Annotated in this window: 1 protein-coding gene; it reads left to right on the forward strand. The window is 52.3% G+C overall.

Annotated features, from left to right (window positions below; translation table 11 throughout):
* Positions 1-72: 72 nt before the first annotated feature.
* Positions 73-841 (forward strand): IS21-like element IS100 family transposase (istA, locus tag BGK49_RS16300; protein ID WP_065552422.1); only part of this gene is annotated, 769 nt, incomplete at its 3' end.

Below are 841 nucleotides of genomic sequence, written 5' to 3' on the forward strand. Positions count from 1 at the left end.
CAATAGTGATCCACACCCAACGCCTGAAATCAGATCCAGGGGGTAATCTGCTCTCCTGATTCAGGAGAGCTTATGGTCACTTTTGAGACAGTTATGGAAATTAAAATCCTGCACAAGCAGGGAATGAGTAGCCGGGCGATTGCCAGAGAACTGGGGCTCTCCCGCAATACCGTTAAACGTTATTTGCAGGCAAAATCTGAGCCGCCAAAATATACGCCGCGACCTGCTGTTGCTTCACTCCTGGATGAATACCGGGATTATATTCGTCAACGCATCGCCGATGCTCATCCTTACAAAATCCCGGCAACGGTAATCGCTCGCGAGATCAGAGACCAGGGATATCGTGGCGGAATGACCATTCTCAGGGCATTCATTCGTTCTCTCTCGGTTCCTCAGGAGCAGGAGCCTGCCGTTCGGTTCGAAACTGAACCCGGACGACAGATGCAGGTTGACTGGGGCACTATGCGTAATGGTCGCTCACCGCTTCACGTGTTCGTTGCTGTTCCCGGATACAGCCGAATGTTGTACATCGAATTCACTGACAATATGCGTTATGACACGCTGGAGACCTGCCATCGTAATGCGTTCCGCTTCTTTGGTGGTGTGCCGCGCGAAGTGTTGTATGACAATATGAAAACTGTGGTTCTGCAACGTGACGCATATCAGACCGGTCAGCACCGGTTCCATCCTTCGCTGTGGCAGTTCGGCAAGGAGATGGGCTTCTCTCCCCGACTGTGTCGCCCCTTCAGGGCACAGACTAAAGGTAAGGTGGAACGGATGGTGCAGTACACCCGTAACAGTTTTTACATCCCACTAATGACTCGCCTGCGCCCGATGGGGA

Source organism: Shigella sp. FC1544 (genome assembly GCF_001722145.1).
GTDB classification, from domain to species: domain Bacteria; phylum Pseudomonadota; class Gammaproteobacteria; order Enterobacterales; family Enterobacteriaceae; genus Escherichia; species Escherichia coli.